Raw genomic sequence first — 23,064 nt, forward strand, 5'->3', positions numbered from 1 at the left:
AGAGGGGCGCATGGGTTCCAAGGAACTCGATCTGAAGGCGGAAATTCGCGAGCTTCTTATGGCGCTGGGCGTGAACGCCGCCGAAGGCCCGCTTCGCGTACACTCACCGATCTCCGGCGAGGAGGTCGCTTCCGTCGCCGTTCACGACGCGGAGACCGTGGAGGCCACGGTCGGCGCCGCGCACGCGGCCTTCCTGCTCTGGCGCGATGTTCCCGCGCCGCGTCGTGGCGAACTCGTCCGCCTGCTCGGCGAGGAGCTTCGCGCCCACAAGACGGCGCTCGGCCGGCTGGTCTCGATCGAGGTCGGCAAGAGCGTGTCGGAAGGTCTCGGCGAAGTGCAGGAGATGATCGACATCTGCGATTTCGCGGTCGGCCTTTCGCGTCAACTCTACGGCCTTACCATCGCGACCGAGCGGCCCGATCACCGGATGATGGAAACCTGGCATCCGCTCGGCGTTACCGGGATCATCTCCGCGTTCAATTTCCCCGTCGCGGTATGGGCGTGGAACGCCGCGCTCGCGCTGGTGTGCGGCAACGCCATTGTCTGGAAGCCGTCCGAAAAGGCGCCCATCTCGGCGCTCGCGGTTCAGGCCTTGCTGAACCGCGTCCTCGTCCAGTCGGGAGCTCCCGATGGCCTCGCCGGGCTCGTGATCGGCGGGCGGGAAGTCGGGGAGGCTTTGGTCGACGATCCGCGCGTCCCGCTCGTCTCGGCGACAGGCTCCACCGAAATGGGCAGGAAGGTCGGCCAGCGGCTCGCCGGCCGCTTCGGCCGCGCTATTCTGGAGCTGGGCGGCAACAACGCCGCCATCGTCACGCCCAGCGCCGATCTCGATCTCGCGCTGCACGGCGTCGCCTTCGCGGCCATGGGAACGGCAGGCCAGCGATGCACGACACTGCGCCGGCTGTTCGTGCACGAGACGATCTACGATGGCTTCGTCGCCCGGCTGAAATCCGTCTATGCATCGGTCAGCGTCGGCAATCCCCTCGTCGAGTCCAATCTGGTCGGACCGCTCATCGATGGCCGGGCGCTGGAGTCCATGCGCCATGCACTGGAAACGGCGGCCGCGTCGGGCGGTGTCGTAACGGGCGGCGAGCGTGTCGAGATCGGCGGCTGGCCCGATGCCGCCTATGTCCGCCCGGCTATGGTGGAGATGGCCTCTCAGGATGGTCCCGTATTGCAGGAGACCTTCGCGCCGATTCTCTATGTGATGCGCTACACGCATCTTGCGGACGCCATCGCGCTCAACAATGCCGTCAGCCAGGGCCTGTCCTCGTCGATCTTCACCACCAACATGCGGGAGGCTGAACGCTTCCTCTCTGGGCGTGGTTCAGATTGCGGGATAGCCAACGTCAACATCGGAACGTCGGGCGCGGAGATCGGTGGTGCGTTCGGCGGCGAGAAGGAAACCGGCGGCGGCCGAGAATCGGGCTCGGATTCCTGGAAGGCCTACATGCGCCGCGCTACCAACACCATCAACTATGGCGCTACCCTGCCGCTGGCGCAGGGCGTGACATTTGACGTTAATCCCGATCACGTCGAGTAAGATTTCCAATAGGCTTCCCGAAGCCACCACCCGATGGCCCGTGATCGCAGTCGATAGGGCATAACGGGGGGGAAATGCGGAAAGGGGATGAACGTTGTGGTTGTCTAGGCAGAGCCAGTGTTGGTTGGAGGATGGTGTGGTGTTGGCCGCGCAAGGTGCGCTCGGTCTCGAACTCAACCGCATGAGAGAACTGGATTCTCTGTGCGTGTCAGCACGGACCTATTTCGTCGCCGCGCCGCTACTTTGGAAAAGGAGCAGCGATCATGGCCATGAACCCAGTTCTGGGTTCTCCCGTCGGAATGGAACGTCATCTCCGCAAGGCGTTTGATCCAGTTCGCGGGCGTAGCGGTGCCCGCTGAACACTGCTGCGGCAATGGCCCCGGGTGCGACGGCGTCTCCGATGCGATCCACCGTCTTGATGCCAGCCGCCGGCCACTCGCTGGAGCGAGCGAGAAGATCGTCGTAGAGTGTGCTGTTCTGAAGGCGCGCGGTGACCATGACGACCGATCGCGCCTTGAGAGTCTGCCTTGTGTCGGTGAATGCGCAGGCGAGTGTCGCTTCGCCGCCCCGGAATGCGACAAGCGCCTCGTTGGCGCGGATATGGACTCCGATTTCCAGCAAGCGGCGCTGGATACGCGGTTGCTCCAGCGTATTCACCGTCCAGGCGGAGACAAGCGGCGCCGGTGTTACCAGGGTCACGTCCAAGCCATCGGACCGCAGCTTTTCGGCGATGACGCCGCCCATATAATAGTGATCATCGTCGTAGACGATGACGGGGCCTTCGATCGTCTTTCCATTCATCACGTCATCGGGTGTGAATACGGCGGCCTGGTCGAGCTCGCTGATCGGGGCGCGATGGTAGCGGGCCACGCCATCGCGGCGCCAGTGTGAACCCGCGGCGATCACAATACGGTTCGCGCCCGTGTCCAGAACGTCCTGCGCGGTCATCATGCTTGCCAGAAAGACCTGGACGTTGGGCAGTTGGTTGAGCTGCTCGACCCGATATTCCCGCACACGGCCCCAAATTGCGAGGCCTGGCAGACGAGGCTCACGCGCTGATCGTCCGCCGAGTTCGTTGGAGCCCTCTGCGAGCAATACGTCATATCCGCGCTTGCCGAGCGAAACGGCGCATTCCAGACCGGCGGGGCCAGCGCCGACGACCAACACCTGATCTTCGCTCTCTCGCTCGGGGATATGTTCAGGGTGCCATCCGCGACGCCATTCCTCTCCCATGGTGGGATTCTGCGTGCAGCGGATCGGTGTATAGGTGTTGTCTGCTGCGGCGCAGATGTTGCACCCGATGCATTCGCGAATGTCTCCCATCCGCCCTTCCTCCACCTTTCGGGGCAGGAAAGGGTCAGCGATAGACGGGCGCGCCGCGCCGATGAAGTCAAGGACGCCCCGGCGGATCTGCGACACCATCGTGTCCGGGGACGTGAAGCGGCCGTTACCGACCACGGGCTTTCCAGTGACCTGCTTCACAAAGCTGACGTACTGCTCATGTGCCCCCTCGTCCCCGAACCGGGAAGGGCGGGAATCGTTGCTCCAGTCGCCAACCGTGAGGTCCCAGAGATCAGGAAGGTCAGCAAGCATCTCGATAACGTCACGGCCTTCGCCATTGGAACAGAGGCCTGCCGGGCCGACCAATTCATCTACGCAAATCCGCACCGGTACGGCGCAGGTGTCGCCGACGGCGCTCTTTGTTTCCTCGATCAGTTCGCGCAGCAGTCGCACCCGGTTTTCGAGCGATCCGCCATATTCGTCGGTGCGCTGGTTGTAACGCTTCGAGAGAAACTGCATCGGTGTCACAAGGCCGTGCGCGGCGTAGACGTAGATGATATCGAAACCTGCCCGTTTCGCACGGCGGGCCGCCGCGACATGCCAGCGGCGCAGATTGCGGATATCCTCTTTATCCATCACGCGCGACTGGACGGGATCGTAGGACACGACCGTGTGCGACGAGGGCCCCATGGGGATTTCCCGCGAGGTCCTGTTCTGAGCGCGAAAGCCATGATGGCCAAGTTCAACACCGGCGAGCGCATCATGCTGATGGATAGCCTCTGCCGCCCGCGCGAGTGCGGGAATGTCGGAATCGTCCCATAGGCGAGCATGCGAATGCGGCGACACGTCCGCCGAGGGATGGATCTCGCAGACCTCGGTGCACACGACAGCCCAGCCGCCTTCCGCCTTTACGCGGCGCATCGCAGCCATGCCGGAAGGCGCGCGGTGGCCCATGCCGTTGCAGTGGGGCACCTGATAGAAACGATTTTTGGCGGTTACCGGGCCGATACGGAGCGGTTCGAACAAGATATCATAATGTGTACTTCGCATAACGTCTCCCGCTCGCAAGGACGGCTTGCCGCCCTCCACCTCTCGCCAATTGCTTTGTGCGCGAACGACCCAAACCTGTGCAAGGCCGATTGTTGCAATATCTGAACTTTTTAATTAAAATCAAGGCAATTGTTGCGTTTTGGTTTCTCACTGAAGGTGCGGTGTTTGGGAAAAAGTGGCTGATCTTGGGGAGTTTTGCAGCCTGGCCGCAGAGTTGCGGCCTTATGGGGTATATTCACATGCGGCGGTGGGGCGCGCGACCGCTGCCATCGTGAAGCTGTCCACTCGTGTGGTCGATCGCGCCGGATAAGATGCGTTCTGTCCAGCACGCGGTTTTCGGGGACATCAAACCGGTCGCGATACAGCCTATTGTCCCGAGGCTCGCCGGTTCCCAATATATGGTCGAGATCGAGGCCGCCGCAGTCTTTGAGGGGGCGAAGGAGAGCCCGTCCTGAAATGTCGGGTTGCCAATCCGCTCGCCAGGGATTTCAGCCTGCAGGTTTCGGGTCAGGTCTTCGTCTTGAGTGCCGTGCTTGGATTCATCCCGTACCAGCGGCGGAAGGTTCGCCGGAACCCAGAAGGATCGGAAAAGCCTAGGCGTTCGGAAACGGCCGCCACGCTTGCGCCCGGATGCGCAAACAGTTCCAACGCACGTTCCTTTTGAATGTCATCTGTCAGGCTTTGGTAGGTAAGGTTCAAACGGCGCAGCCTTCGAATGAGCGTGCGTTCGGAAATATCAAGTCGATCCGCGACTTCTTTCAGTCTCGGGGGGCGTCCTTCGATGAGAAGCAGCTTCTCGATTTCGACGTTCAACCGCCGCAGTTCGTCGCGTTGGTGGGATTCCCGGCTTTCTGAAACGCAGCGTGCTTGTGCAAGGCGCCAGAGCTCAGGATCGCTGCCGATATTTCTGATCTGCAGCCATTCCGTTGGAAAGCATATCGCATTCCGGTCAGCCGTGAATGTCACGTCGCACCCGATCAGTTCGCGCAGCCTCTGTGCATAGAGCGGTTCTTCATGCCGAAATGAAACGCGGGCAGGCTGAATATTTCCGCCCAGCACACGCGTGAACATTCCCACGATTTTCAACATCGGCGTTTCAACGATCGGAGACGCGGCATCTCCAAACTCAATCAGATCCACGATTTCGAAATAGCAAAAGCCGTCAATATCGCGGCCAATTCTGAAATCGTGATAGCCTGGCCGGTACTTGCCGTGCTGCTGGACTAGCGCCAGAATGTCGTAGACCGACGGGCCATAAGTAAGCGCCAGTTCCAGGCCTCCGCGAAAGAGCGGAAAACCATGCTTGTAGAGATTGAGATGATAGCCCGGGTTTCCTCCGAACCGGGCGAGGTTGCTTACCACGCGAAGGTAGTCGGCAATTGTCATGGCATGGCGCACATCGCCGCTCGGTGAGAGCAGGGCTGTGCCACCAAAAAACCAGCGAGGACGGCCCAATGCTTTATAATAAAACTCTAAAAAGGCTGTCGGCATGACACGGCCGAGTATGGGATGCGATGTCACCATAGTACCGATAGCGTGGCATCAAACGTTATTGACGGTCAAGATCGTTAGATGCACTCTCATTGCGAGGCAGGGGCTCCACTTGGTCGGCTAACGTCCATTTGTTCCTTTCTGCCTGGTAAGCGTCCCGGAAAAGGTCTCGGCAGGGCAAGGGCTTGGGTGTGCATCTGCAGCGCCCCATGCCAAGAGGAGGTCACGCGCGGATTTACTTCGTTCAACCTTAGAAACCGTCAGGTTTTTCTTGAACGCGCATGGCCTGCATCTGAAGTCAGTTCGGCTGAGAAGCTTTTCGTTGCATGCGGCCCGAGGTGGCGGTGGTTGACGAGGGGAGAATGGGAATGCAGGGACTTAGACATGCGATCACGGGCAGCCTGTTGGCTGTACTCGTGGGTGGGAGCGCCGCCGGCTTTGCAAAAGCGCCCGGAGATGTTTCGGATCTTGTCGATGCGCGGGCCAGTTCCGGAGAGAGTCAACTCTACGCGCGAGGATATTCGCTTCATCACACGAGTCCGGGCGATGATCGGAACTGGGGCTATTGGTGGAATGGCTCCAAGAAGAAATGTCTTTCCGTGGTTACAATGGACGGGCGCTATTCCGCGATAACGGAGGCCCCCAATTCCGATTGCGGCCACAAGGCAGACAATAACGCCGCCGGTGTCGCTGCTGCGGTGGGTGCCGCGGCGATTATTGGCGCGGTGGCGCTTTCCCATAAATCGCATAACCACGACGACGGAAACCATTACAGCAACAGTGCGGACGAAGCCGAGTATGAACGCGGCTATCGTGATGGTCTCTACAACTACAGCTATCATAACTATTCGCGCAGCAATGCGTATTCAGATGGTTATGGCGCAGGAACGTCGCAGCGCGGACATGAAGCTCCGCATCGGGACGGCTATGCGTATGCGGGGGGATATGCGGCCTATAATGGCTTCGGCGACGTGGTCGGTCGAAACAATGCAGACGCGGACGATATGCTCCGGTCCCGTGGTTTCGCCTATTTCGGCAAGGATACGTCAGATGGTTCCGGCCATGAGCGGACATATTGGAATGCGCGCACGAAGCAGTGCATTTCCGTACGGACACGCTCGGGATCGGTCTACGATGCGCATTCGATCAAGAAGAAAAATTGCAGATAAGCCGATGCTCTCATAGGGGAGAATTGAACATGAACTGGCGGCTTATCGGCGCCTGCACGTTGGCTTTCGCCAGCGTGCAGTTCTCGCCCGCCTTGGGGCAAACCGACATTCAATCGCAGCGTGTCCAATTTGCGCGTGGCGCATCTTCGGCGACCGTCAAGGGCACGATCAAGGGTTACGCGATCAGGGATTACGTCGTCGGTGCACGCGCCGGTCAGACGATGACGGTAAAGCTCACGACGCCTAACACAGCCAATTATTTCAATGTAACCCCAGCCGGGTCGGACACCGCGATTTTTGTCGGATCTACCAGCGGGAATAGCTTCCGCGGCACGCTGCCGGTTTCAGGGGACTACACGATCAGGGTTTATTTGATGCGAAGTGCAGCCCGGCGTAACGAAACCGCGAACTACGCGCTTGCGATCGGTGTGACAGGCCGGCCTGCCGCGGTTGCCCCCAAGCCATCGGTAGACGCTGTTGTTCCGGGTACGCAATTCCACGCGGTCACTTCAATTCCTTGCAAGGCGGCCCCTGGTCAGCCCACGCGACAGTGCAAGGCCGGGGTCATACGCTCGCCTGGTGGCGAGGCGACTGTTCGTATCACGCTTCCCGGCGGCAGTGAGCGCAATATCTATTTCAACAACGGCAATGCGTCATCGTCGGACGCGAGAACGCCGAAATTCTCGGTGACCCGGGATGGCGACACCTCCATCGTCACCGTCGGTGCTGGGGAGCGGTACGAGATTCCCGATATGCTCGTTACTGGCGGCTGAGGCAAAATTGGGAAGTGAAACAAGGAAGCGCGTGGCAGAGCTATTCTCACCGTGCGGTTCAGGAGCCTTTCTCTGACGCTGCTGCCCTTGCAGCCTGCTCATAAACGGCGGACATGGCGCGGAAGAGATCTTTCAGTCCCTCGGCATCGAATTCGCCCGCACTGAAATAGCGCATTGCAGGTTCCAGGTAGCGTTTCCGGTCTGCCAGATATTCGGCATAGTGCTGCTGCCCCTTTTCCGTTGCCGAATAGACCATCTCCTTGCCGAGGCGCGCTGTCTTCACGGCTTCTAGCCGGACGAGCTTCTTCAGCGAGTAGGAGACGAGATGCATGTCGTCGATCGAGAGGGCGAAGGCGAGGTCGGTAGCCCGTAGCGGGCGCTCCCGGTAGACGAGAAGGTGGAGTAGGAACGTGTCGAGGTCGGAAAGTCCGGCGATGAGGCTGGCCTTGCTCCGCTGGTTCATCCAGCGCCGCACCGAGTTCCACAGGACGGTGAGCCCAAGCTCCAGTTCCGAGAGCTGTTCGGGGCCGATGGTGCCTTCTTTTTTCACGATCTCAACATCCATGCTTCTATGAGGCTGTCATTCCTGCATGGTGCCGTTGAAAGCGTCAACCTGTGCACGGGGCCTCATTCAAAGCCCTTGTCTTCGATGACCGCGACCAGATGGTGGTCATAGCACTGCCAATGGTCGCCATTATGCCGCCAGGCGTTCAGATAGACGGCAACTTTGCCCTTGGTGAGTTCGGCGATCTGCTGTCCGCTCGGCATCCCGTCCCCGATGGATGCGCCTTCACGGAACTCCTCGCGCATGTACCGGACGTGACCGATGGTGAGCACTTCATCGCCGATACGCTGGGCCTCGACCTTGACCCATTTGGTTTCCATCGCATCGATCGCCTTGTCGAGATCGATCATCTGCTGCTTGTTGACCCGAAGCGTAGGCCATGGCTGCGCCGTTCCGAGGAAATCCTCCGCGAAGAAGGCTTCCAGCCAGTCGTGCCGCTTGTTGGCGATCGCATCGCCCCATGCCGTATAAAGTTCCTGAAATTCCTCGGACAGTGCCTGATCAGCCACGAACTTGGTTCCTCTTGAGAAATATGGGGCCAAGCCCGTCAGAAGCTGTAGCGGGCCTGAAAGGCGACGCTGCGGAAGGGCTGACGGTCCTGGAAAAAGCTTCCGCGGGAGTTCGGCTGATAGCCCGAGAACGTGCGTACGATCGTGTTCGTCAAATTCTTGCCGATGATGTCGAAGCCGAGCTTGCCGTCCATGAATTCAACGGACAGGCGTGCGTCCAGCCTGGCGTAGCCATCCTGTTCGGCAAGCGGATCAAGCGTGAAGATCGTGTGGTAGCGTGAAGAGAATATGCCGGTCGCCTCTGCGATCAACTCCGTCTCGCTTGCCACTGGCACTGTCAACGTACCCGTAACCGAACCGCTCCATTTCGGCGCATAGAGCGTTTGTCGGCCGCTCAGATCCTGTCTCTCGGCCGAAGGGTTCCGCCCCGCCAGAATGGCGGCCAGCTGCTGTGCGTATGTCGCACCGGCATCCCGATAGTTGCGGTACTTCGAGTCCAGGTATGTTCCTGAGGCGGAAACGCGGAAATAATCCGTGACTGCCAGCGCCGTTTCCAGTTCTACACCCTGCGCACGGGACTGCGCCGCATTGCGTACGAAGTTCACCGGTGCGCCGGCGGCGTTGGTGCCGTTGATGACGACCTGAAGGTCTGAGAAATCGTTGCGGAACAGGGCGAGGTTGACCGTCAGGCGGCGATCCAGGAATTCACCCTTCAGGCCGATTTCGTAAGCATCGACCTTCTCCGGTTCAAAGGGATAGTTCGCCGGATTGGCGGAAAGCTCCGCGACGCTGAAACCACCCGCCTTGAAACCGTGCGCGTAAGACGCGTAGGCCATGATATCGTCGGAGATATCGTATTGTATGCGCGCCGACGGCATCAGCTGCCTGTCGGTGCGCTTCAGGCTGACGCTGCCCGGCGTGCCGATTCCGATAAGCCCGGCGAGCGACTGGAGCGAGGAGGGGAAGGGCGCGATGTTCCCGTAGGCGGTGGTTGCCGTACCGAACTGCAACATCCAATCGAAGCTTTTTTCGATGATGCAGCCGCGCAGGCCCGCGCTGATCTTGAAAGCGTCGGTCACATTGTAGGTGAGCGTACCGAACGCGGAATAGGTGCGTCCGTTCTGGGTTGCCAGCACCTGCTGCGCGACCGGCAGGTAGGGCACGAGCGGTGCGAACACCGGCGGCGCGGAAAGGTTGGGGGTCAGAAAGAAAAATCCGATGTCCTGCTGGATGTCGAGTTTATCGTCCTGAAAATAGAGGCCCGCCATGAACTCCAGCGGCTGGCCGACGGGAGACGTCAGGCGCAGCTCCTGGCTGAACTGCCGGTAGTCTTCCGGCGCGTGCACGTTCAGCAGTTGTGTGGCGGTGCCATCATTGTCGAGCAAGAGTGTGAAATCATATTCGTAATAACCGGTGACGGAACTGAGGGTGAGATCTCCAACGTCCGCGTTCAGCGTCAGCACCGTTTCCTTGTTGCGGAGCCGGCTGTAGTTGCCCGGATTGGACGTATAGAGGCTGTTGTCGAGGCCGGTGGGCGCCCCTGCGGCAAGATTGAGTGCGCAGAAGCCGGCGGCCGCGAACGGCGCGGGCGGTGGGCACAGCGTTTGCCGCAGCACGAGCCCGCCCTTGTTCACGCTCTCGCTGATTTCCCCTTTCAGCAGGGCTTCGAAGCCCGGAGTCGGCGCGTAGCGGGCCGTTGCGCGAAACGCGAAATTCTCCAGGTCTGGAGCGGATTTTCCGGTGGCGACGTTGCGGTAAACGCCCTTTTGGCCGTTCATCGTGCCCGCGACGCGAAGCTGGAAACTGTCGGTGAACGGGAGTGTCGCGGCGCCTTCCAGCGCATACTGACCGCCGCTCTCGCCGCTCGTCGGCGACAGCAGTGCCCGTGCCCAGCCTGTCAGATCGTCGGAGGGTTTGACCGATACGATATTGAAGGCGCCGGCGATGGCGTTGTTGCCGAAAAACGTCGTCTGCGGCCCCTTCAGGATTTCGACGCGTTCGATGTCGAGGAACGTCGCTTCCGAGTTGCGCGAGCGGCCATGGTAGATGTCGTCGACGAACGTACCGACCGACTGATCGAACGACTGGCTTTCGCCCGAGCCGGTGCCGCGAATGAAGAAATTGCTGGATCGCCCGCTGCCCTGAACCTTGATCGAGGGGTTTTGCCGCGCCAGCGAGACGAGCGACGTCAGATTTTCAGTGCGAAGTTCGATCGCGCCGACCACTTCAACCGAAACCGGAACATCCTGCAGCCGTTCGGCTCGGCGCTGCGCAGTGATGACGATCTCATTGCCTGTCACATCGGGTTCGGAGGCGACAGCGCTTTCCTGCTCGGCGGCCATCGCGCTCGCCGGTTCGGCGAGGATTGCGAGCGGCACAAGCGCCGTGGTGCAAAGCGTAAGGCCGCGGCCGCGCATCGAGTTTTTTTTGTTCATCATTCCCGTTCCCCCTTTTGAACGGATCGGGCCGCGCCGTTCCTGCGTCAGGTCCACGATACCGTGCATGAGAATGACATAACAAATGCGATTCGCAAGTAAATTATCATCAAAACGTTGTCGTTTTATATATCAACAACAAGATCAATGGCTTGTGGGCGCGCAATGCACGGAAGGCATGTGCCGTCGCCGAGGTCGGCGGTGGAGGTTCCCTTGATAAGCGCCGAGCGGCAGGTGAGGCATGTGCCGCTCCGGCAGCTGTTTGGCACCGCAATTCCAGCCGCTTCGGCGAGCTCAAGAAGCGAAAAGTCATCTCCGGCAAACCAGCGAACGGTTTGCCCGCTTTTCGCGAAGCGGACACTGGCCTCCGCGATCTCGCTGCGCTCTACAGTTCGCCCGAATTGCTCGAACAGAACGGTGTTCGCATTCGCGCCGCGCGCCACCAGCGCGTCCTTCAGGTCCGTGCAAAGGCTTCCGGGTCCACAAATATGGATTGCCGCCTCGAACCAGGGCAGCGTGTGGCGATGGCCGTTCACAACCACGCTGAGGTCGGACAGGGCGGCAATTACCCGGTCCGGCGTGATCCTTCCGTGAAGCGCGCCGGGAACCTCCGCGCGGCTGTAGATGAGCGTGAGAGAAAAGTCCTTGCGCGCGGCGGCCAGTGCTTCGAGGTCCTCTCGAAAGGCGAGGTCTTCCGGGCTGCGCCCCCGTAAATCAGGTATGCCGGAGGTGCGTCGCGGCGGCTGAAATGCGCATCGAGCATTGCCTTCAGCGGCGTGATGCCGATCCCCGCCGCGATGAGCACGAGTGGCCGGTAGCTGCCCATGTCGAGCGTGAAGTCACCGGCTGGAGCGCTGAGCGAAACGGTGTCGCCGGGGCGCAGTGCATGCAGACGCTGCGAGCCTTTGCCCCGCTGTTTACGGACCGTGACGCGATAGCATTCCGGCGTGAAGGAGAAGGCTGAGAGGCTCCAGGCCCTACGTAGGGTTGCGCCTTCATGTTCGAACTGCACCTGCACGTGCTGCCCCGGCTTTGCACGGGGCAACCGGCCGCCGTCGGCTGGGGAGAATTCAACGGAGCGAATTTCCGGCGCCTCTTGGGTCACCTTGCTCACGATAAACGGGCGCCATCCCCGCCACCGGCCTTCCTGCCGGTCCTGCGCGCGTTCGGCCGCTTCACGTTTAGCGGAAAGCAACAGTCGGTTGGTGCCGCTGAGACGCGCAAAGCTGAGCAGGCGCTGCAGGGGTTCCAGCGGCGGAGGATCGCGCTCGATCAGAAAATCGCTGACATCGGCAACGCTCGGCATCGCGGGGTTGTGTGCGATGCGACGAAGCCGATCGCCAGGGCGGACGCGCCCCGGGGATTCAACGCCAAAATAGACACCCGCGTACCGCGATTTTGCAAATGCCCGTTGGAACGCCGGCGGCTGCCCGAGCCGCCACGAGAGCTTCAGGCACGGGCTGCGCGCACCCGCGACGAACAGGCGAACCTCCTCTCCGAGGGTGAAAACGTCGCCGATCCTGAGATCGCTCTCATCGAGCGTATCGAAGGTTAAATTCTCGCCGAAGAAGCCGTCGGGCCATCGCGCAGCTTCAACGCCGAGCTGCTCACCCCAATAGGCATAAGCCTGTCGCGAGAAAGCGTAGATCTTGTCCGGGTGAACCGCGCGTTTGTCACCGGGAATCCCATCGTCCGTCACATGCCAGGGTTCGGGTTGGGGAACTTTCAAATGCCCCGTCGTCACGACCTCGGTGCCGATCTGGACAGCGTGCAGACCGCCTGCCGAGACATTGAGAAGATGCATGGCTTGTCAGGTGCCGCAGATCACGGGTTCAGCGCTTCGGCGAGCACCGTGGATGTTGTCGTGAAGCCGAAGCAGAAGCGCACATTGTGCAGTGTCGCCTGCATGCAGAAATCCGGAGATGTCGTGGCCACGCAGTCTTCCAGCATGATCGTGTCGTAGCCATGAAAATTGGCATCCATCAACGTGCCGAGTACGCAATGATCGGCATTCACACCGGCAAAAAGCACGGTCGAAATGCCGTGGTTCTTCAGAATGGAATCGAGTGGCGTATCGTAAAAGCCGCTGATTCTGTGCTTGTCCACGCAAATGTCCGATGCTTCCCGGGTCAGCCCGTCGATAAGCTGTGCGCCCCATTCCCCTTGCTGAAGCACCTTGTAAGTTCGCCCGCCGAACGTTGTCGATCCGGCGAGGCCCGGGCCTTGTCCGTTCGGATTGAAGGGATGCTGTGTCCCGGGCGACAGGTTGGCCCGATCGGGCCGGACACCCCAGTTCAGCCAGATCACGGGGGCGCCGCATGCGCGCATGGCCGCCGCCGCGCGGTTGATGGGGTCGACGAGCGCGCGCCCTGCGGCGAAATCGATGCCGAGCGAGGCGATCCAGCCATCCTTGCTGCAGAAATCATTCTGCATATCAACGATGACGAGCGCGGTTCGCGCCAGATCGATCAGCACGTCCTGGGGCTCGGCGGTCAACCTTGTGGTTGGGCCCGACGGCGCGGGGCGACGCATATCGATCACCGCATCGCTCACGCGGTAGGTGTTGCGCCCCTCCGTGCCGAGCGTGGCCCAGGTGCGCGTGTCCGGAATCGTGCTGGTGGTCATCGGAGTCTCCGTTGGGCAGGGGCGGCCGGCCAGGCTCAAAGCCCGTGCGGGCTCGGGCCCTGCCAGTTGAGTTCTTCATACCAAGTCGTGGTTTCGGCCCCGGCGCGCACCTCGCCGTGGACGATCATTTTGCGTCCATCCTCGGAGATTTCGCTGCGCTCGACGAACGGGCCCATGCCCGGAACCTCGCCGGACACCTCAACTTTTCGGGGCGCGGGGCTGCGCAGCGACACCACAAATCCGTTGCCCTGCACGGTTGTCGCGGGGCCGCCATAGATGCCGTCGAAGCTGCGCACCGAAATCTTGCCCTGCGGATCGGTTTCGACGGACACCCAGACGAGCTGGTTGCCGTCATCTTTCAGAACCCAGAGCGTGAGCGATGCCGGGGTCAGTTTACGCGACCGTGCCTCGTCCATGACCCAGAGACCTGTTGGGATAATGCCGGACATACACCCTCTCATGCTGTGCATCGATATGACGCAGGCTAATGCAAAAATACAAAACGTCAACGAATCGATGTTAAATTGTTGAACTAAACTTCGGTGCGGTCGACCGCGCGGCCCGTGCGAAGAACCAGACCGAGGCGAGCGACGAGATGATCATCGTCCACAGGAGCGCGACGCTCAGCGGCTCGCCGGTGGCGTCCATGAAAACGCCTACGAACAGCGGCCCGGCGGTTCCGGCGCAAGCGGACATCAGCAGCGAGAGGATCGCTGTTCCGCGCGCCCGAGCGCGATCCTCCAGCGTCAGTTGAACCGGTACAGGCATCAGTGCGAGTACGGCGGAAGAGAAAAACGCGAACAGGCCATAAAGTGCGAGCGAGGGGGCGAGGTCCCGCATGAGCGGGAGTGCAATCACAACAGGGCCCAGCAGGGCCGCAAGCACAACAAATGCGCGCGCCATCAGCGCAGGACTCAAGGCGCGGCGCGATGAAAAATAGGCCGTGCCTGCCAGGGCGCCCGCGATACCCCCGACCAGATAGGTTGCGCCAGCGTGGGCGCCTGCCGAACCGGTTGTCATCCCGAGTGTTTTGACCAGCAATGCCGGATACCAGGCCAGCAGGCTTGCAGTTGCCGCGTAGAAGGCGGTGAGGGCGAAATAGTAATTGCGAAGGAACGGCTGCTCCCGGAAAATGAAGCGGAATACGCTTTTGTAGTCCGGCATTGTCGTTTGGTTTGATGGTGGGGGCGTGCGCGGCGGCTCTCGGCCAAGCATCGCAAGCAGGGGTGCCAGGATCAGGCCGGGAACACCGACCGCGAAGAAGACCACGCGCCAAGGTTCCGCGGCGCTGACGAAATCCACAACGCCGCTTCTGGCGATCTCAAGCAGGTTGCCGCCGAGCAGGAACATGAGCCCCGTGCCGACGAAGGGCGCCAGCATGAAAATGCCGGTCAGGCGCGCAACACGCCGAGGATCGCGCTGTTGACTGAAGATCGAAAAGGCAGCCGGCGGCAGCCCCGCCTCGGCAACCGCCGTGGCCGCACGAAACAGAAGGAGTGCGGCGAAAGACCCCGCAAACCCGCAAAGGATCGTGGCCAGGCTCCACAAAGCGACGCAGGCCGCCGCGAGTTTCACCCGATTGCCGGAATCGATCAGCCTTGAAATCGGCAAGCCGCCGATGGCGAACGCGATTGCAAAGGCGCCGCCCTGCAAAAAACCGAGCTGTGTGTTGGTGAGGCCAAAGCTCCGCTGCACGTCGATCGCGAGCAGGCCCATGACCTGCTTGTCGGCTTGAGCAAGGATAAAACAGACAAGGAGCAGGGCGGGTGTACGCATGTATCGTGTGCCTTTGTCGCCCTGCGGTGCCTCCCGGCACTTTATTCGCGCGCCCGACTGGCACACGCGGCACACACATTCTAACGCTGAAATTCAAATTGACAACGATTTGTCGTCGAATTGCTTTTTTACTTAAAAAGGACCATTAAACGGTTGTGAGAGGCGGGTGGGCCGGCGGTCGCGCGGGGGGGCTCGTCAGTCGTCGAGATTGCGATTGAGCGTGCGCATCGTGCGGTTCAGGCGCGTCACCTCTTCAGCCGGGATCTTGCCGAATGTGCGGCTGTAGATCGCATCCGCCACGCCCCATGCCTGTTGGCCGGCAAGTCGTCCCGCATCCGTCAGCTTGACTTCGGTTACCCGCCGGTCTGACGCGCTCTGGCGGCAGTGGACGAGGCCGTCGATCTGCATGCGCTGGACGATCCGGGTCATGGTCGGCAGCTTGACGATGGCGTTGTCGGCGATTTCGCTGACGCTCAAGACCTTGTCGCCGCGCAGGCTCATCAGCACGCGCCAGCGGGGAATATCGAGCCCAAGCGCTTTCAGCGCGATTTCCATTTCGTGCAGGTAGCGGCCGGTAAACCGCGTCAGCCAGTAGAACGGCCACCGCTCGATATCGAATTCGCCGGAGGCGGAGATCGCGCTGGACGTCGGTTCTGTCATCGCTCTGCCGCTAGAGATACAGGTTGATATCCCCGCGCGCCGCGTCGCAGTCAAGCAGTTCCACCCGCTTCAGGGCAATGCGGAAGGACTCGCCTTCCGGGACCAGGCGGTGCGTCACGAAAGCCTCGAAGCGCGTCGTGCGATCGCGCTGATACTCGGTGGCCATCAACCGCGAGCTGACTGTGATCGTGTTCGACGCCGGGTCTTGCGCATCGATGCGGACGTTCGCGACGATACGCCAACCGCGCGGGCCGCCCTGCAGCGAAAAGGCGCTGGTGTCGGCAAAGCGGCGGATGCGGATTTCACGGAGCAGGGCGTTCTCGTAAACGAGAGAGACATGCTGCAGCGGATCATCCTGCCCCGGTGCGGCCGGCATCCAGTAGATGCCGTCTGGCGTGAACAGTGCGTTCCACGCTTCCCAGTCGCGCGCGTCGAGCAGCCGCGCCTCGTGGACAAGGAAATCCTCGACCTTCTGCAGATCGGCGCTCATGCGGCCTTCTCCATGTAAGCAGCCCATGTCCGGTATTGGTTTCGGAACACGAGATCGCTCGTGCCCATCGCCGACCAGCCGCCGTCCGCGTTCGGCTGTTCCTTGCCCATGTGGCGCTGCATGTTCACCCATTCGACCTTGTCCGCCATCAGGCCGGTCTGGATACGCTGATACGCCTCGTGATCGTCCGGACCCACCAGATTGGCCGAGGAATTGATCAGGTTGCAGTAGAGGATCGAGCGTTCCAGCAATTCGTCGGGCGCGCCCTTCATGCGGAACGTCCAGGATTCAACGAGCGTGCGATCGACTGCGATGGGCTTGATCACGCGGATGGTTTGTATCGGGCCTTTCAGTGTCAGGCTCGGATAGACGATCGTATTGTGGCGGTTCATCGAGAAGATTTCTCGCGCACGTGCTTCGCCGTAGGCGGCGTTCATCGCGACGTTGTAGGCATCGATTTCCGAATAGCGCGAATGGATGCTCACCGTACCGCCCGAATAGCTGTGGCCGCCGGGGAAAGCCTGGATGCCCATGTCTTCGAAGAACTCGTAATTGCTGGTGAAAGGCCCGAGGATCTCGATCGCCGCCGGAAGCTTCTCGCCCTTGCCGAAGTGCCGGTTGGCGACGCTGCGCGCCGTGCCGGAGGATGACATGTGCGTCACCATCGGGTGCATCAGGTCATTGAGGTTTTCGAGGAAGATCTTCCAGTTGCAGCGGTGCATGTAGCGCAGCACGCCGCCCGTCACTTCCAGCTCACCCTCGGGTGAACGGTCGGCCATGTTGTCGATGGAGGAATCGACGCCCCTCAGCCATTCGCGGAAGGGCGGGGCTTCGTCCGCAAGGCAGGCGAAAACGAAGCCGCGATAGGAGGCGACATTCGTCACGCGCGTCATGCTCGCGTCCGGGCTGCCCTTGCTCATGCACGTGCCTTCGTACCCGTCGTCGAGCGGGATCGTGCGCACCGCGCCGTCGCGCTGGAAGATCCAGCCGTGATAGGCGCAGCGGAACATGCGGGCATTGCCTTGCCCCTCGGGCACGACCTGCGCCCCCTTGTGGGGGCAGCGATTGTAGAGCAGGTGCACATCACCCTTGTCGCGCACCATCAGCAGCGGTTGTCGCGCGATCGATGTGGTGATGAAATCGCCGTCGTGCGGAATCTGGCTCTCGTGGCCCACATAGATCCACGTCGCGCCGAAGATGTGCTGCATCTCCAGCTCGAAGATCGCCGGATCGGTATAGACGCTGCGATGAACGCGGTCGTCTTCGACAAGGCCTGATGTGATGGACATGGTTGGTCCTCCCAATCAAAAATTCAAAGCGTGATCGAACTGATGCTGGCACCGCCGCACACGAAGAGATTCTGGCCGGTGATGAAACCCGTGCCGTCGCCCAGAAAGAAGCCTACTGCGGTAGCGACATCCTCCGCGGTTCCTACGCGGCCCACCGGGATGGAAGCGGCGACATTGCGCTTGCGCTCCGATCCCTCGGGGATCAGTTCGTGGAACATGTCGGTCTCGATGGGCCCGGGTGAAACGACGTTGACCGTGATGCCGTCGCGCGCGAGTTCCAGCGCCCACGTGCGCGCCATGCCGATCATCCCGGCCTTGGTCGCGGCATAAGCGGTGCGGTTTTGCAGGCCGAGCGCGCCGCGCGAGGAAATGAGCACGATCCGCCCCGTTCCGGCCGCCTTCATGCCGGGCAGCAGCGCCTGTCCGATGTGGATGGCCGCGCGCAAATGGAGGTCGACGAGATGATCGAGATCGACGTCCGTCACCTCCCCGAACGGCGCGGGCCGGATCACGCCGGCATTGTGGACGAAACCTGTGATGCCCATGTCGGCCGCCTCTTCGCAGATGCGTGCGAGGTCCGCGGCATTGGTGAGGTCGCCAACGAGCGTCTGCAGCCGTTCGTGCGTGAAATCCGGCATCCGGCGCGACACGTTGATCACCCGGGCGCCATCCTTCAGGAGGCTTTGACTGATCGCGGCGCCGATTCCGGCATTGCCGCCCGTCACCAGAACCGTGTGCGTCTGATCAGGCATCGGCTGGGTCCTTCTCTGCGGTGAAAACCTGGTTCTGCTCCGCATCGGCGGCAGCCTTCAGTGCGACGCGATCACCCGGCTGAACGCCGTCCCCAAGGAACGCGATCACACGCACATCGGCATCGAGTGCGACCGTGCCGATGCGAAGCGGGAGCGCGGTGTCGGGCTCAAGCGATCGGTGCAGCGTCGTCGCGGCAATCAACCGTCCCCGCCCATCATTTTCGGTGCGGACCAGCGCATCGCTGAGGCATGTTCGGCACAGATCGCGCTCGGGATATTGATGCGCGCCGCACGCCGTGCACGTCTGGAGGTGGATCGTCATGCCATCCCCTCCAGCAGCACCGCGCCGCTCGCAAGGCAGCGGTCGTAGGTGACCATGCCGTAACCGCTTGCGAGCGCGATGCGCGCGTCCGGCACCTGTCGCCCCAGCGGTTGCCGCGTCACCTGACGCAGCGCCTCCACCACGGGCAGGAAACCGCCCGCTGCGCCCGCCTGTCCGCAGGAGAGCTGGCCGCCGCAGCTGTTGTGCGGAAAATCGCCCTCCACGGTCAGGTCGTGCGCGCGCAGGAACGCCGGCGCGTCGCCCTTGCCGCAAAAGCCAAGGTCTTCGATCTGCATGGCGACGATCACGGGATAGTCGTCATAGGTCTGCAGGCAATCAACCGCGTCGGGGCCAAGGCCTGCCTGCGCATAGAGCGCGTCACGGTCCATCGCCCAGCCGCCGCGCTCGGCGACCGGGTCTTCGAAGAAAGCGTTGTGCCGCTCGATTGCCCCGCGAACATGCGCATAGCGCAGCCCGAGCGCACGTGCGCGTTCATCGCTCATCACCAGAAACGCCTCTGCGCCCGCGCAGGGCAAAACACAGTCGAACAGATGGATCGGTTCGGCAATCGGCGGCGCGGCGAGATAATCGTCGATGCTGAGCGGCTTGGCACCGAGCAGTGCATTGGGATTGCCGTTTGCATTGGCGCGCTGGCTAACGGCAATCCGCCCGAAATCCGAACGCTCCGCCCCGAAACGGCGCATGTAATTATCGGTGATGAGCGCGAACACGCCGTTCGGGCCTGCCGCGCCATACGGATAGACGGCGGCGCTCGAAAAGCGGCTGAATTCCCTTACGAGGTTTGAGAAGCTGGCGCTCCCCGCCGTATCCCCCGCGATGCAGGCGACGATATTCGCGTCGCCGTCCTGCACGGCGCGCGCGGCGCGGCGCAGTGCCATCACACCGCTCGCACCGCCGGTCGGCAGCCATTCGATCCAGCGCGGCGACATGTCGAAATGTTCGGTCAGCGCGATCGTCGTGTCGCTCCCCAGCGAAAAGGAGGACACTGCAAGGCCGTCGATCTCGCCCTTGTCGAGCCCGCTCGCATCGAGGAGCGCGCGTAGCGCCGAGCCTATGAACCAGTGCGCGGGCTTGTCGCTGCGCCGGGCATAGGGAATCGTCACCGGAGAGGTGACGGCCACGCCGCGATAATCCCGCGCCCCGCTCATGCTGCCTTCGGCCCGCGTTTCAGCGCGCGCAAATCGAAGGCACTGCCCTTCGCATGCAGGGCACGGCCCAACGAGCGGATTTCGCCGCGCTGCAATTTCTGCGATGCCGTGGTCGGCAAATGGTCGACGAAAGCAATGTAGCCGGGCGCCTTGAAATAGGCGAGCCGGTCGAGGCAGTGACTGAAGATGTCCCTCGCAAGCGCCTCGGTTCCTGCGCCGTTATTCGTCTGCACCAGCGCCATCACTTCCTCGCCGCGCAGTTCGTCCTCGATCGGGAGCACAGCGCACGCGGAGACGGATGCGTGCTGCATCAGAACACCTTCCACTTCGACCGCCGCGATATTCTCGCCGCTGCGGCGCACGATGTTCTTGCTGCGATCGACGAAGAAGAAATTCCCCTCGGCATCGCGTTTCACGATGTCGCCGGTGTGGAACCAGCCGCCTTCCCACGCCGCCTCGGTCGCGGCCGGATCGCGGTAATAGCCGGAAAAGAAATGGCGGCGCGGATCGTCGCCCCGCGAGCGGACCAGAAGCTCTCCGGGTTCGCCATCCGCCACGTCGGCGCCCGTGTCTCCCGCGATGCGCACGTCGAGATGGTCGGGCGCGCGGCCAAAGCAGCGTGTGCCCACATGGCGCGGCTCGCGATTGGCCGTGATCCATGCGGCGGCGCCGGTCTCGGTCATCGCCCAGGCTTCGATCAGCGGGAAGCCGAAGCGCTCTTCAAAGCGCGCGTGGTGGCGCGGATCGACGCCCGCGCCGAACCCGAACCGCACTGCAAGATCGGCCGTCTCGTCTTCCCGCTGGAGCAGAATCGCGGGCATCACGCCCAGATAATGGATCACGCTCGCGCGCGTCTCGCGCACCGTGTCCCACCAACGCGAGGCGTGGAAACGATCAAGCTGGATCAGGCAGCTTCCCGTCATCACCGCGGCCATGAAGCTGCACGCGAGCGCGTTCATGTGGTTGACGGGTAGCGGCGTCAGGATGCGGTCCTCGCCCTCGCGGAAGGCGCAGTGGCCGCCGAGCGTCGCGTAGAAATGCCCCACCCACGTGAAATAGGCGTTGGAAAGGATGCACCCCTTCGGCTTGCCGGTGGTGCCGGAGGTGAAAAGCATTGCCGCTTCGCGATCGGTATCCGGCGTCTCGTCTTCGCCTGCGGCGCGCACCGCACGCGGAAGGTTCGCAAGCGTTGGCTCAGCGACGGGCACAGACGTACCGCTCAGCGTTTGCGTGCTGTCCAGCATCGCACGATGTTTCGGCCACGCGACGATGGCATCGAGATCGGCGGCTGCAACGATCGGCGCCATCTCTTCGGGGCGCATCGCGGCGTTGAGCGGCACCACGCTCGCCCCGAGCGCGTTCAGTGAGAGGAAATGCAGGAAGAATGCGGGATGGTTGTCGAGCGCGAGGCCGATGCGGTGCCCTTTGCCGTAGCCCTGCTTGCCGTAAGCGGCGCGCAGGGCGTCAACAGACGCCGCAGCTTCCGCGAAGCTCTGCTCGAAGGGCAGGGGCTCGCCGATTGCATCCGCGGGGGCGTGAAGGAAAGGGCGTTCGGCCCAGCGTTCCGCCGCTGCCGCGAAAGTTAGATAGACCGACGGGCGCGCTTTGATCGCCACGGTATGAACTCCTCTCCCCAATGCAGAAATGCTATCCGAAAAACTTGAATAATCAAGTATTATGTTGAGGCGTGATACGCGCGAACCTGTGATTTCAGGCGGCTTTCAGCGCCTCTTCAAGCGCTTGGCCGCCTTCATCCGAAAGCGCGGCGGTGCACAAACGACTCACCTCTTCGGCCGATTGCGGCTGCGCGGCCATGATCCGTTCGAAATTGCCGAGTCCACGCTCGAACGTGTCGCAGTAGCCTTTGATGAGCCGCTGGCAGCGAACGAGTTCGATGGCGAGTGCATTATCGCTCGCCGCCGCCGTCCGTACGCGCTCCAGCCATGTTTCGATCCGCGCCTGTTCGTCCGCGAAGCGCATTGATATCGGACGCCACCGGCGCATCCCGGCAAGCGTCCTCAGCAGCAGGAACCAACGCAAACTTGTCGTTTCCACGTGTCTGCCATGGGTGAAGAAACCGGATATGCTGCGGGAAAACATCTCGTTCGAGAGAATGGCGCGACCGAGGCGCGCGGGCAGGATCTCGCAGATTTCGCGAAGCCGGGGATGCATGAATTCGGTGATGGTAAGCAACTGTTCGTCCGAAGCCTTCACTTCGCCCCGCACGCGCGCGATGCGTGTCTCGCGTGTCTTGAGGTCGGCGACGCGGATCGAATCCTCGTAGCTCATCCAGAGCGCGAGATGACGCGCGGCTTCGGCGGTAAGCGTGAACGGACTCTGGTCTTTCGCCGCGACGCTTTCCAGCCGTTCGAGGAAAAGCCCTGCGTAAGCGGCGTCCTGATAGTCCATCAGGCGCTGTATGCCATGCAGCGCATTCGGGATCGCGGCTTCGGGGAGGTTCGCGCGGGCGCGCGCTTCCAGTGCCTTGCCCACGGTCGTCGATGCCTGCGGAACCGGATGGCTTTCCTCTACGGGCATCGTGAGCGCCCCCTCGGCCGCGCGCCATCCCGCGTCGAACCCGGCGAGATTGGTCGCAACCGCGATGCCGCTGTCGCGAATGGCCTTTTCGTATAGGTCGCGCCCGAACGGCAGTGCCCCGCTTGCCGCAAGCGCGCCGAACATCACGGCGCTGATCACGCTGTTCGTGCCTTCAGCCGCCGCTTCCATATCGAAACCGATAAAGCGCTTCGAGCGTTCGCCCGCGGCGGCGACGATCGCGTCACCGTTGCCGCGCCCGTCGCTCATCGCGGCCTTTTCAGAAATCGCGTAGATACGATGCGTCGATCCGATCAGCGTGGTGCGGCCCGCCGTGGAAAAGCCGCGCAGCAGCGCCCGCCCAGTTTCCATGAGTTCGGATGCGACCACGATGTCCACGTCGCCGGGCATGGGCATCTGCGCCATGATGGGCGTGCGCCCCTCGTCGTCAGGCGTCGCCAGTTCGACATAATAAACGGTCGATCCGGTCCGCTGTGCGACTCCGGGAACCGAGGTGCCTTGCGCGAGCCAGCCGGCTTCGCGCGCGATGTGCTGGATCCAGTCGGCAAGCACGCCTCCGCCTTGCCCGCCAAGGGCCAGGATCGCGATGCTGAAACGGTTCTGCTGCAT

21 protein-coding genes are annotated in these 23,064 nt (G+C 62.0%); 3 read left to right on the forward strand and 18 right to left on the reverse strand.

What is annotated here, in order from left to right:
• Positions 1 to 10 precede the first annotated feature (10 nt).
• Complete coding sequence (amaB, locus tag DFR51_RS04700; RefSeq protein ID WP_121047839.1) at positions 11 to 1,543, forward strand: L-piperidine-6-carboxylate dehydrogenase; 1,533 nt, start codon at positions 11 to 13, stop codon at positions 1,541 to 1,543.
• Positions 1,544 to 1,804: 261 nt separating this feature from the next.
• On the opposite strand, the gene DFR51_RS04705 is transcribed toward amaB, so the two are convergent.
• On the reverse strand, positions 1,805 to 3,874 hold the full coding sequence (locus DFR51_RS04705) for an oxidoreductase (protein ID WP_121047840.1): 2,070 nt from the start codon (positions 3,872 to 3,874) through the stop codon (positions 1,805 to 1,807).
• A gap of 507 nt (positions 3,875 to 4,381) precedes the next feature.
• Positions 4,382 to 5,365: a helix-turn-helix domain-containing protein gene (locus DFR51_RS04710; RefSeq protein WP_160119163.1), complete on the reverse strand. Its 984-nt coding sequence runs from the start codon at positions 5,363 to 5,365 to the stop codon at positions 4,382 to 4,384.
• Positions 5,366 to 5,691: 326 nt separating this feature from the next.
• Here DFR51_RS04710 and DFR51_RS04715 point away from each other — a divergent pair, with 326 nt between their 5' ends.
• The gene (locus DFR51_RS04715; protein ID WP_126494692.1) at positions 5,692 to 6,534 is read left to right on the forward strand and encodes a hypothetical protein; all 843 of its coding nucleotides are present in this window, start codon (positions 5,692 to 5,694) and stop codon (positions 6,532 to 6,534) included.
• Between the two features lie 29 nt (positions 6,535 to 6,563).
• A complete protein-coding gene (locus DFR51_RS04720; RefSeq protein ID WP_121047843.1) occupies positions 6,564 to 7,307 on the forward strand; it encodes a hypothetical protein in 744 nt (247 codons plus the stop codon).
• A 58-nt stretch (positions 7,308 to 7,365) separates the two neighbouring features.
• On the opposite strand, the gene DFR51_RS04725 is transcribed toward DFR51_RS04720, so the two are convergent.
• From DFR51_RS04725 to DFR51_RS04800, 16 genes are all read right to left on the reverse strand, one after another.
• The gene (locus DFR51_RS04725; protein WP_121047844.1) at positions 7,366 to 7,872 is read right to left on the reverse strand and encodes a winged helix DNA-binding protein; all 507 of its coding nucleotides are present in this window, start codon (positions 7,870 to 7,872) and stop codon (positions 7,366 to 7,368) included.
• Positions 7,873 to 7,934: 62 nt separating this feature from the next.
• Entirely contained in the window at positions 7,935 to 8,381 is a 447-nt protein-coding gene (locus DFR51_RS04730; RefSeq protein ID WP_121047845.1) for a hypothetical protein, read from the reverse strand.
• Between the two features lie 38 nt (positions 8,382 to 8,419).
• Positions 8,420 to 10,819 carry a TonB-dependent receptor gene (locus DFR51_RS04735; protein ID WP_160119165.1) on the reverse strand — a complete coding sequence of 800 codons (2,400 nt, stop codon included), beginning with the start codon at positions 10,817 to 10,819 and terminating at the stop codon, positions 8,420 to 8,422.
• A 122-nt stretch (positions 10,820 to 10,941) separates the two neighbouring features.
• Complete coding sequence (locus tag DFR51_RS04740; RefSeq protein WP_160119166.1) at positions 10,942 to 11,352, reverse strand: 2Fe-2S iron-sulfur cluster-binding protein; 411 nt, start codon at positions 11,350 to 11,352, stop codon at positions 10,942 to 10,944.
• Positions 11,353 to 11,381: 29 nt separating this feature from the next.
• Entirely contained in the window at positions 11,382 to 12,620 is a 1,239-nt protein-coding gene (locus DFR51_RS04745; RefSeq protein ID WP_121047848.1) for an MOSC domain-containing protein, read from the reverse strand.
• A 20-nt stretch (positions 12,621 to 12,640) separates the two neighbouring features.
• Positions 12,641 to 13,441: a cysteine hydrolase family protein gene (locus tag DFR51_RS04750; protein ID WP_121047849.1), complete on the reverse strand. Its 801-nt coding sequence runs from the start codon at positions 13,439 to 13,441 to the stop codon at positions 12,641 to 12,643.
• 35 nt (positions 13,442 to 13,476) lie between these two features.
• Positions 13,477 to 13,890: a hypothetical protein gene (locus DFR51_RS04755; protein ID WP_126494694.1), complete on the reverse strand. Its 414-nt coding sequence runs from the start codon at positions 13,888 to 13,890 to the stop codon at positions 13,477 to 13,479.
• 70 nt (positions 13,891 to 13,960) lie between these two features.
• On the reverse strand, positions 13,961 to 15,217 hold the full coding sequence (locus tag DFR51_RS04760; RefSeq protein WP_126494695.1) for an MFS transporter: 1,257 nt from the start codon (positions 15,215 to 15,217) through the stop codon (positions 13,961 to 13,963).
• A gap of 195 nt (positions 15,218 to 15,412) precedes the next feature.
• On the reverse strand, positions 15,413 to 15,877 hold the full coding sequence (locus DFR51_RS04765) for a MarR family winged helix-turn-helix transcriptional regulator (RefSeq protein ID WP_121047852.1): 465 nt from the start codon (positions 15,875 to 15,877) through the stop codon (positions 15,413 to 15,415).
• Between the two features lie 10 nt (positions 15,878 to 15,887).
• Entirely contained in the window at positions 15,888 to 16,367 is a 480-nt protein-coding gene (locus DFR51_RS04770; protein WP_160119167.1) for an aromatic-ring-hydroxylating dioxygenase subunit beta, read from the reverse strand.
• The gene (locus tag DFR51_RS04775; protein ID WP_121047854.1) at positions 16,364 to 17,656 is read right to left on the reverse strand and encodes an aromatic ring-hydroxylating dioxygenase subunit alpha; all 1,293 of its coding nucleotides are present in this window, start codon (positions 17,654 to 17,656) and stop codon (positions 16,364 to 16,366) included. The genes DFR51_RS04770 and DFR51_RS04775 overlap by 4 nt, the downstream gene beginning before the upstream one ends.
• Before the next feature lie 23 nt (positions 17,657 to 17,679).
• Positions 17,680 to 18,408, reverse strand: a complete 729-nt coding sequence (locus DFR51_RS04780; RefSeq protein WP_121047855.1) for an SDR family oxidoreductase — start codon at positions 18,406 to 18,408, stop codon at positions 17,680 to 17,682.
• Entirely contained in the window at positions 18,401 to 18,730 is a 330-nt protein-coding gene (locus tag DFR51_RS04785; protein WP_121047856.1) for a Zn-ribbon domain-containing OB-fold protein, read from the reverse strand. Before DFR51_RS04785 ends, DFR51_RS04780 begins: the two co-directional genes overlap by 8 nt.
• Entirely contained in the window at positions 18,727 to 19,899 is a 1,173-nt protein-coding gene (locus DFR51_RS04790) for a thiolase family protein (RefSeq protein ID WP_121047857.1), read from the reverse strand. The genes DFR51_RS04785 and DFR51_RS04790 overlap by 4 nt, the downstream gene beginning before the upstream one ends.
• Positions 19,896 to 21,515, reverse strand: a complete 1,620-nt coding sequence (locus DFR51_RS04795; RefSeq protein ID WP_126494697.1) for an AMP-binding protein — start codon at positions 21,513 to 21,515, stop codon at positions 19,896 to 19,898. Before DFR51_RS04795 ends, DFR51_RS04790 begins: the two co-directional genes overlap by 4 nt.
• 94 nt (positions 21,516 to 21,609) lie before the next feature.
• Complete coding sequence (locus DFR51_RS04800) at positions 21,610 to 23,064, reverse strand: indolepyruvate oxidoreductase subunit beta family protein (RefSeq protein ID WP_121047859.1); 1,455 nt, start codon at positions 23,062 to 23,064, stop codon at positions 21,610 to 21,612.

This window comes from Sphingosinicella microcystinivorans (genome assembly GCF_003634215.1).
Classification (GTDB): domain Bacteria; phylum Pseudomonadota; class Alphaproteobacteria; order Sphingomonadales; family Sphingomonadaceae; genus Sphingosinicella; species Sphingosinicella microcystinivorans.